Origin of the sequence: Streptomyces europaeiscabiei, assembly GCF_001550375.1 — a bacterium.
Taxonomy (GTDB): Bacteria; Actinomycetota; Actinomycetes; order Streptomycetales; family Streptomycetaceae; genus Streptomyces; species Streptomyces europaeiscabiei.
The window spans coordinates 1-9,256 of the sequence record NZ_LRTR01000081.1 but is presented as its reverse complement, the minus strand read 5'-3'; the positions used below and the strand labels follow the sequence as shown (position 1 = coordinate 9,256).

Below are 9,256 nucleotides of genomic sequence, written 5' to 3'. Positions count from 1 at the left end.
GGCCGCGCCCTGCTGGTCCGCCCGGACGGCTCGTACGACGGCGGCTACGGCGCCCACCCCGAACTGGACCGCACGGTCGCCGCCGAGGCGCGCGCCCTTCTCGACGCCGGCCGCACGGACACCCTGGAGATCGGAGAGCAGGGATCACGTTGCGGAGCACCGCTCACAGTCCTCGTCGAGTCGTCCGTCCCGCCACCCCGGATGATCGTCTTCGGCGCGATCGACTTCGCCTCGGCGCTGGTCCGCGTCGGTAAGTTCCTCGGCTACCACGTCACGGTCTGCGACGCTCGCCCCGTCTTCGCGACCCGCGCCCGCTTCCCGGAGGCGGACGAGATCGTCGTCGAGTGGCCCCACAGGTATCTGGAGCGCACGGACGTGGACGGCAGGGCCGTCCTCTGCGTCCTCACCCACGACGCCAAGTTCGACGTCCCCCTCCTCCAGCTCGCCCTACGGCTCCCCGTCGCCTACGTCGGTGCGATGGGATCCCGCCGCACCCACCTCGACCGCAACGAACGCCTCCGCCAAGTCGGCGTGACCGAGCTGGAGTTGGCCCGGCTCAGGTCTCCGATCGGGTTGGACCTCGGGGCGCGCACACCGGAGGAGACGGCCCTGTCCATCGCCGCAGAGATCGTCGCCGACCGGCGGGGCGGCAGCGGCGTCTCACTGACCGGCGCGCACACCCCGATCCACCACGACGGTTCGCCCGGCGTCATGGAACTGCCCAGCCTGCGGGTCTCGTGAAGCGACGCCCGAACCCGACCCGAACCCGACCCGAACCCGCACCCGTGACTTGACCCCGGGGGCGGCAGAGCCGACCGTTGCGATACGACAACAGCACTACGGGAGCGGACAGTTGGGTACGGCGAGCAGTGAAGAGCGCCCGGACGGCGCGGCGGGCTCGGGCATGGGTGATGGCGGCGCGGAGAACATCGGTACAGGCTCGAGCGGAAGCGGAAGCGGAAGCGGAAGCGGAAGCGACAACGGCACCGCCTCGGGCGGGAGCGCCGACGACGGTGACGCGGCTTCTGGCTCGGGTGACGGCTCGGGCGACGGTTCGAGTGACGGCTCGGCCGATCCCGGAGCCGACGGCGCCCTTGACGAGCGGCGGCGGCTGTCGACCGTGTCGACGACCCTGCTGGGCCTCTTCCTCCTAGCCGACGTCGTCTTCGTCTGCGGCGCCCTCGTGACGCTCTGGCCGGCGGTGCTGACGACGGTGGAGCCCGGCGCGGACCCCACGGCCACCGCGCGCTGGTCGCCCTTCGGCCTCGGGGACTGGGCGCTGACCGCCGACACCGCGATGCTGCTCGCCGTGGTGGTGTGCAGCGCACTCGGCAGCTTCGTCCACGCGGCCACGTCCTTCGCGACGTACGTCGGCAACCGGCGGCTCTACGCGAGCTGGCTGTGGTGGTACCTCCTGCGCGCCGGCATAGGTGTCGCCCTCGCCCTCCTTGTCTATCTCCTGCTGCGAGGCGGCCTGTTCGCCGGCAGCTCCGGCGCCGGTGCGACCAACCCGTACGGCTTCTCCGGCATTGCCGGGCTCTGCGGACTGTTCTCCAAGCAGGCCACCGACAAGCTCCGCGAGATCTGCGACACCCTCCTCAGCACCACGGGCGACGGCGACCGCGACCGCCGCGACGGCCTGGCCGCCGCCCGGAACGGGAACCCGGGCGCGTCCTGACCGGGCCCCGACCTTCAGGACTCGCGGCGGTTCACGCCGGCTTGCGCGCCAGCACGTACGCCTGGGGGGTGTTGGCCGTGGTGCCGGGGCCGTCGGCCTCCCGCACCAGCCGCGCCGCCTCGACGAACCCCGCGTCCCCCAGCAGCGCGGCGATCAGATCCGGTGGGAAGCGGTAGACGTCGAGATCGAGGGGGTGGCCGTACGCGTGCGCCAGGTGCACGGACTCGTCGCCGACCTTGTACGCCATCGCGAGGAGGCCGCCCGGGGCGAGAACCCGGTAGAACTCGTGGAAGAGCGGTGGGAGTTCGGCGGGCGGGGTGTGGACCGTCGAATACCAGGCGAGGGAGCCGTCCGCGAAGTCGAGCGCGGTCATCGTGCCCACGTCGAACCCCAGTCGAGGGTGGGCCCAGCGGGCCACGGCGATCATCTCCGGCGAGAGGTCGATCCCGCAGATGTCGAGCCCCAGCGAGGCCAGGTGCCCGGTGACCCGCCCCGGGCCGCACCCCAGGTCCGCCACGCGTCCACCCCCGGCGCCCAGCACCCGCTCGGCGAACACCCCCAGCATGGCCCGCTCGAACGGGCTGCTCGCCAACTCGTCTCTCAGCAGCTTCTCGTAGTCGGCGGCGACGGTGTCGTAGGACGCCCGGGTGGCGTGCAGGTGGTGTGTGGTCATGGCGCCGGACAGTAGCCGGGGGGTCTGACAACGACCTCGAACATCAGCCGGAGGGTCTGACAACGACCTCGAACGCCGGCCGGGGGTAGGCCCGTCGGGGCTCAGCTCGAACGCCGGTCGTCGGCCGCGAGCAGCCCGTCCATCGCCCGCCCGAACATCCGCCGCGCCAACCCGCCCAGCGGCCGGTCGAAGAGGCCCGGCAGCCCTCGCACGCGAAGGTCCTCGCGCCACACCACACGCGACGCGCCGTCACCGTACGGATGGACCTCGATCTCGGCCCACCCGGTCACGAACGAACCGTGCTTGACGAGGCGGCACTTCCCGCCGGCCCGCCCCTCGGGCGGCTGCCAGACCGTGACCTCCATCGGGTCGTCGAAGGCGAGTGGCCCGATGCCGCTGCGGGCCACGAACACCGTGCCCTCGCCGGTCGGATGAGGTGTGCGGACGGTGACGTGGGTCAGCGGGACGACGTCGGCGTGCCGGGGCCAGTCCGTGAGGCGCTGCCAGGCGCGGTCGGCGGGGAGGCGGGGGAGGCGTTCCAGGAGGAAGAGAACCACGGGGTGATCGTAGGTGAACGGGACCGGTCCAACCCCTCCCGACCCGCAGGACCGTCCCGTCGCAGAACCTCTACCGCCCTGCCCCGCCGTACGGCACCATGAGCCCGACCGCACGCCCGCCCCTGGCCGGAAGGTGCTCCCGTGGACCCTGAACTGCACGACAGGCTCGACGAGTTGCAGCGGGATCCGTATCCGCACTACGCGCGGGCCAGAGCGGCGGAAGGGCTGACGTACGTCTCCGAGCTGGACTCCTGGCTGGTGGCCCGGGACGCCGACGTACGGGAGGTGCTGCGGCGCCCGGAGGACTTCTCGTCGGCCAACGCGCTGCGCCCGGACGTCATGCCCGCACCCGCCGCGCTGGCCGTGCTCGGCGGCGGCTTCGGCGGACGCCCCGTCGTCGTCACCGCCGACGGCACGCTGCACCAGGAGCTGCGGGCACCCATCGTGCGGGGGCTGTCGCCCGCGAGGGTCGCCGCCGTCCTGCCATATGCCGCCGAACGGGCCGCCGCCCTGGTCGACGGCTTCCTCAAGAACGGCGCGGAGGGCGGAGGAGGCGACGGCAGGAGCGAGGCGGACGGCGAGGACGGCAAGGGAAAGGTCGACGAGGGCGGCCGGGTCGAGCTGATGTCGGCGTACGCGGGACGGCTCCCCGGGGAGGTCATCGGGCACCTCGTCGGGTTCGACCCGGACGACGTACCGGCGTTGGTCCGCGGCGGTCGCCGGGCCGAGCAGCTGTTGTTCCGGCCCATGACGGAGGCCGAACAGATCGCCGCGGCCGAGGACGTGGTCGCCACGGCCCACCGCCTCGACGCGTTCGTGCGCGCCCGGCACGCCGACCCGCGCGAGGACCTGGGCACCGAACTCATCACGTCCGTCGCCGGAGCCGACGCCGACGAGCTGACGCTCGACCAACGTCACCAGGTCGTCGCCCACCTGCAGAACCTGCTCATCGCCGGACACCTGACCACGACCGCCCTCGTCGGGACGACCCTCCTCCACCTCCTGCGCGACCGCCCGCAGTGGGAGCTGCTCTGCGCCGAGCCCGAGCGCATCCCGGCCGCCGTCGAGGAAGCAGCGCGCTACGACACCGCCTTGCAGGGCTTCCGCCGCGTCACCACCCGCCCGGTCACCCTCGCCGGCACCGAACTCCCGTCCGGCGCCCCGGTGTTCCTCGCCTTCGGCGGCGCCAACCGCGACGGCTCCCGCCACCCGAACCCCGACGACTTCGACATCACCCGCCCCACCGCCAGCCGCCACCTCTCCTTCGGCTTCGGCACCCACACCTGCCCCGGCTCCCAGCTCGCCCGCGAACAACTCCGCGTCACCCTGGAGCAGTTGACCAGCCGCCTGCCGGGCCTGCGCCTCGCGGAAGGCCAACGGATCACCATGCGCCCGACATTGATCCACCGCTCCCCGGAGCGCCTCGAACTCGTCTGGTGACCTCCTGAGACACCCACCCGGCTGCGCACCCACCCGGCGCGGGCGGCGCGGGTTCGGCCGACGGCTCACACGTCCAGCAACTCCCGCGCCGCCACCGGCACCCCCGTCTCCAGCGACCGGTTCGCAGCCAGCCCCGTCACCAGCGACCGTGCGCCGTCCACCGCGTCGGCCGCCCGACCCAACCCGTCCGGTACGCGCTCTCCGAACAGGTCGGCCAGCATCCGAACGTCCCCGCCGCCGTGCCCGCCCTCACCGGCGGCCGGCTTCACCTCGCGCGGCCGCTCCCAGAGGCGGCGCACCAGCAGTTCGGTCCGGCCGGCGTCGTCGCTCGCCTCGACGCCGTGCATGACCGGGCTCGCGCCGGTCGTGCGGACGTGGGGGCGGGTCCAGGTGGACTCCTCCACCAGCAGCTCGATGCGGCCCTCGCTGCCGTTGAAGGCGACACGGTAGCCCTCCCAGGGGGAGTAGGCCGTCAGGTGGTAGGTCAGGGTGGCGCCGGAGCCGTAGCGGACGAGGACCGCCATGTCGTCCTCGATGGTGACGCCGGGGGCGAAGACGTTCTGGTCGCGGTGGTAGCCGTCCTCCCGTTCGGCGTCCAGATAGAGCGAGGTGAGGACGGCGGAGTCCTTGAGGTGGAGGGCGAAGGGGTCGGTCTCGGCCGCCGGGGAGCCGTGGGCGCGGGTGTAGTCCCGGGCGAGGCCTCGGCGGCGGCCCGCCTCGTCGCCGTAGAAGAAGAGGCCGCCCTGGGCGAAGACGGTGTCGGGGCGGGTGCCGAGCCACCAGTTGACCAGGTCGAAGTGGTGGGTCGACTTGTGGACGAGCAGGCCGCCGGAGTTCGCCTTGTCGCGGTGCCAGCGGCGGAAGTAGTCGGCGCCGTGCCGCAGATCGAGCAGCCACTCGAAGTGCACCGAGCCGATCTCGCCGATCTCGCCGTCCGCGATCAGCTCCCGTACGGCCGAGTGCACCGGGTTGTAGCGGTAGTTGAAGGAGACGCGCACCTCACGTCCCGTCCGGCGCCGGGCCTCCAGGATGCGGCGGGCACGCTCGGCGTCGGTGGTCATCGGCTTCTCGGTGACGACATCGCACCCCGCCTCCAGCGCACGCACGATGTAGTGGTCGTGGGACCGGTCCAACGAGCACACCACGACCAGATCGACCCGCTCGCGGCGGAGCATCTCCTCGAAGTCGTCGGCCCCGTACGCCGGCACGGGGCTGCGGCCCGGATGGTCGGCCGCGATCCAGGAGTTGTGGACGGCCATGCGGTGCGCGTTCGTGTCGCAGAAGCCCACCAGGTCGATCCGTTCCGCGAAGGGCCCGGTCAGCGCCTGGGTGAACATCCGTGCCCGGGCGCCGAGCCCCACGACGGCGGCACGGTGGTGTCGCACGGATGTGGTGCGGGGGTCTTGTTCTGACATCCGGACCTTCCCTAGGGTCAATGACGGGGGGAAGCGCTTTCTAGCGAATGAGGTGACCCACTCATGCCCCGAATCAGGACGAGGAAGTCCTGGAACCCCCGTGCGGCGGCCACCGCGCTGGCGCTCTGCGCGCTGCTCACCGGCTGCTCCGGACCGGATGGGTCGGGCAGTGTCGGCGGCGACGTCGTCCTGCGTTACACCTGGTGGGGCAACCCGGACCGGGCCGCCAGAACCCAGGCGGCCGTCGACCTCTTCGAGAAGCGGAACCCGGGGATCGACGTACAGACCTCCTTCGCCGGCTACGAGGCCTACAAGCAGAAGCTGGCCACCCAGGCCGCCGGGGGCGACGCGCCCGACGTGATGCAGCTCGACTACCGGATGATCGACCAGTACGCCTCCGGGGGTGTGCTCCTCGACCTCTCCGAGCAGCAACCAGTACTGCACACCGCCGAGTTCGAGCCGGGACTCCTCGCCACCGGCAAGGTGGACGGCAGGCAGTACGCCGTACCGCAGGGTCGCGGCACCGAGACCATGGTCTACGACACCGAGAAGTGGCAGGCCGCCGGTCTGGAACCGCCCCGCGTGGGCTGGACCTGGAGCGAATGGGCCGACGCCATGCGGAAGGTGGCGGCGGAAACGGGGGTGCCGGGCGGCACCGATCCCGGCCAGAGCGAGGACGCCTTCGAGATCTGGCTGCGCGGCCAGGGCAAGTCCCTCTACACCGACGACAGGCGTCTCGGCTTCACCGCAGCCGACCTGACCCGCTGGTGGACCTTCACCGACAAGCTGCGCCGCGAGGGTGCCGTCTCGCCCGCCGAGCAGACCACCCAGCTCGACGGCACGGTCGAGAACACCCCGCTCGGCCGGGGCAAGGCCGCCTCGGACGTCAACTGGGACGCCCCCGCGAGCGGTTACCTCGCCCTCGTACCGACCGGCATCTCCCTCGCCCCCATGCCGGCGGGCGAGAACGGCACCCCCGGCCAGTACTTCAAGCCCTCCATGTTCATGGGCGTGGCCGCGGACTCCGGCCACCCCGAGAAGTCCGCCCGGCTCGTCGACTTCATGCTCAACGACGACGAGGCCGCGAAGATCCTCGGCGCCACCCGGGGTATCCCGGTCAACCAGTCGATCCGCGAGGACATCGCGGCCGGCCTCAAGGACTTCGACAAGACGATCTACGACTACCAGGCCACGGTCGAAGGAAAGCTCGACCCGCCTCCCCAGGCGCCTCCATCGGGCGACAGCGCCCTGCAGACCACCTTCCAGCGCGACTACGACCAGGTCTCCTACGAGCGGATGTCCCCCCGCGAGGCCGCCGAGAACTACATCACCGAGGCGAAGGCGGAGCTGAGGTCATGACCACCACGCAGCTGCCGACAACCGTGCGTGAAAAAGGAGTTCCTCGGTCGGACCGGTCCAACAGGCGACGCCGACGCGAGGGCGCGGCCTGGGTGTTCCTGTCGCCCTGGGTGCTCGGAGCCTGCGTTCTGACCCTGCTCCCGATGGCCGTCTCGCTCTATCTCTCCTTCACCGACTACGACCTTTTCAACGCCCCCGACTGGGTGGGCCTGCGCAACTACACCCAGATGTTCACCGAGGACCCGCGCTACTGGCGCTCGGTGACGACGACCCTGATGTACGTCGTCATCGCCGTACCGCTCCAACTGGCCCTCGCCCTCCTGGTGGCCCTGGCCCTGAAGAACATGAAACGCGGCCGCGGTTTCTACCGCTCCGCCTTCTACGCCCCCTCCCTCCTCGGCGCCTCCATGTCCATCGCCCTGGTCTGGCGGGCGATCTTCAACGACGGCGGTACCGTCGACAACCTCCTCGGGACCGGAGGCTGGGTCAACCGGCCCGGCTGGGCGCTGCTCGCGGTGGCCCTGCTCACGGTGTGGCAGTTCGGCGCCCCGATGGTCATCTTCCTCGCCGGACTCCAGCAGATACCCGGGGAGTTGTACGAGGCGGCCGAGGTGGACGGCGCGAGCGCCTGGCGCCGCTTCGTGTCGATCACGGTGCCGATGCTGTCACCCGTGATCTTCTTCAACCTGGTCCTCCAGACGATCCAGGCCTTCCAGGTCTTCACCCCGGCGTTCGCGATCAGTGCGGGCAAGGGCGGCCCCGCCGACTCCACCCTCTTCTACACCCTCTACCTCTACGACCGGGGCTTCGTCGCCTCCCACATGGGCTACGCCTCCGCCATGGCCTGGGTCCTGCTGCTCGCCATCGGAGCGGTCACCGCGATCCTCTTCCGTACCTCCCGCTCCTGGGTCTTCTACGCCTCCGAGGGGGAGCGATGACCACCACCACGCCCTCGACGTCCGTCGCGCGCAAGCCGGTCGCTTGGCGACGCGTGGCCCTGCACGCCGGCTGTCTGGCCGCACTCCTCGTCATGCTGTACCCGCTGGCCTGGCTCCTCGCCACCTCCGTGAAGCCCGCGAACGAGGTCATCGCCAGCCTCGACCTGTTGCCGAGCCGTCTGGAATGGTCCAACTACGAGACGGCGCTCGACGGTGTGAACGACGTGTCGGTGGGCCGGCTGCTCGGCAACTCCCTGCTGATCGCCGGAGGCGCGGTCGTCGGCAACGTCCTGTCCTGCTCCTTGGCGGCGTACGCGTTCGCCCGCCTGCGGTTCCGCTTCCGTGGACCGCTCTTCGCCTTCATGATCGCGACGATCATGCTGCCGCATCACGCCGTGCTGATCCCGCAGTACATCATCTTCAACCAGCTCGGCATGGTGAACACCTACTGGCCGCTGATCCTGCCGAAATTCCTCGCCACGGAAGCCTTTTTCGTCTTCCTCATCGTGCAGTTCATGCGTGGACTGCCCAGGGAACTGGAGGAGGCCGCGCGCATCGACGGATGTGGACCGTTCCGGAGTTTCTTCTCGGTGATTCTTCCGCTGACCCGGCCCGCCCTGATCACCACCGCGATCTTCACCTTCATCTGGACCTGGAACGACTTCTTCACCCAGCTGATCTATCTCTTCTCGCCCGAGAAGTTCACCCTGACCCTGGCGCTGAGGTCCTTCGTCGACGCGTCGAGCACCTCGGCCTTCGGCCCGATGTTCGCCATGTCCGTCATCGCCCTCCTGCCGATCGTGCTGTTCTTCCTCGCCTTCCAACGGTTCCTGGTGGAGGGCATGGCCAACTCCGGGATCAAGGGATAGAGGGTGAGCGCCATGCGCACGAGCAGGGAACGGGAAGCGGGCGAGATCTTCGGGCCCCGGATGACGCTGTTCGCGGACGTGCTGAGCGTGGGGATCGCCGTGGCGGTGGTGAGCCTCCCCCTGGTGACGCTGCCCGCCGCGCTCTCCACGGCCTGCGCGGTCCTGCGGGGCGTACGGGAGGACCGTCCGGCCACGGCCGGCCGCTTCGTCGTGGCGCTGCGGCGGCGTCTTCGCCCCGGCGACCTGGCGGCCGGGCTCGTCGCCCTCACCGGCCTGGTCCTCGTCCTCGCCGATCTGGCCCTCGTCGGCGCCGGACTCCCCGGCGGC

General features: G+C 70.9%; 9 protein-coding genes and 1 pseudogene. 7 read left to right on the top strand and 3 right to left on the bottom strand.

What is annotated here, in order from left to right; genetic code table 11:
- On the top strand, positions 1–741 hold a 741-nt coding region (locus AWZ10_RS03500), incomplete at its 5' end, for an XdhC family protein (RefSeq protein ID WP_208618438.1).
- A gap of 112 nt (positions 742–853) precedes the next feature.
- Positions 854–1,678 carry a hypothetical protein gene (locus tag AWZ10_RS03495; protein WP_244172382.1) on the top strand — a complete coding sequence of 275 codons (825 nt, stop codon included), beginning with the start codon at positions 854–856 and terminating at the stop codon, positions 1,676–1,678.
- A 31-nt stretch (positions 1,679–1,709) separates the two neighbouring features.
- Here the strand turns inward: AWZ10_RS03495 and AWZ10_RS03490 are convergent, their stop codons facing one another.
- Together AWZ10_RS03490 and AWZ10_RS03485 are read right to left on the bottom strand one after the other, a co-directional pair.
- Entirely contained in the window at positions 1,710–2,351 is a 642-nt protein-coding gene (locus AWZ10_RS03490) for a class I SAM-dependent DNA methyltransferase (protein WP_060890401.1), read from the bottom strand.
- A 101-nt stretch (positions 2,352–2,452) separates the two neighbouring features.
- Entirely contained in the window at positions 2,453–2,908 is a 456-nt protein-coding gene (locus tag AWZ10_RS03485; protein ID WP_046705828.1) for an SRPBCC family protein, read from the bottom strand.
- A 141-nt stretch (positions 2,909–3,049) separates the two neighbouring features.
- On the opposite strand from AWZ10_RS03485, the gene AWZ10_RS03480 reads away from it, so the two are divergent.
- Positions 3,050–4,348 carry a cytochrome P450 gene (locus tag AWZ10_RS03480; protein WP_060890400.1) on the top strand — a complete coding sequence of 433 codons (1,299 nt, stop codon included), beginning with the start codon at positions 3,050–3,052 and terminating at the stop codon, positions 4,346–4,348.
- A gap of 65 nt (positions 4,349–4,413) precedes the next feature.
- Here the strand turns inward: AWZ10_RS03480 and AWZ10_RS03475 are convergent, their stop codons facing one another.
- Positions 4,414–5,763, bottom strand: a complete 1,350-nt coding sequence (locus AWZ10_RS03475; RefSeq protein ID WP_046704240.1) for a Gfo/Idh/MocA family protein — start codon at positions 5,761–5,763, stop codon at positions 4,414–4,416.
- Positions 5,764–5,826: 63 nt separating this feature from the next.
- On the opposite strand from AWZ10_RS03475, the gene AWZ10_RS03470 reads away from it, so the two are divergent.
- The 4 genes and pseudogenes from AWZ10_RS03470 to AWZ10_RS03455 form a co-directional block, all read left to right on the top strand.
- A complete protein-coding gene (locus AWZ10_RS03470) occupies positions 5,827–7,122 on the top strand; it encodes an ABC transporter substrate-binding protein (RefSeq protein WP_046704241.1) in 1,296 nt (431 codons plus the stop codon).
- A complete protein-coding gene (locus AWZ10_RS03465) occupies positions 7,119–8,060 on the top strand; it encodes a carbohydrate ABC transporter permease (RefSeq protein WP_046704242.1) in 942 nt (313 codons plus the stop codon). Before AWZ10_RS03470 ends, AWZ10_RS03465 begins: the two co-directional genes overlap by 4 nt.
- A complete protein-coding gene (locus AWZ10_RS03460; RefSeq protein ID WP_060890399.1) occupies positions 8,057–8,929 on the top strand; it encodes a carbohydrate ABC transporter permease in 873 nt (290 codons plus the stop codon). Before AWZ10_RS03465 ends, AWZ10_RS03460 begins: the two co-directional genes overlap by 4 nt.
- Before the next feature lie 12 nt (positions 8,930–8,941).
- Positions 8,942–9,256, top strand: a pseudogene (locus AWZ10_RS03455) (hypothetical protein); the annotation flags it as partial.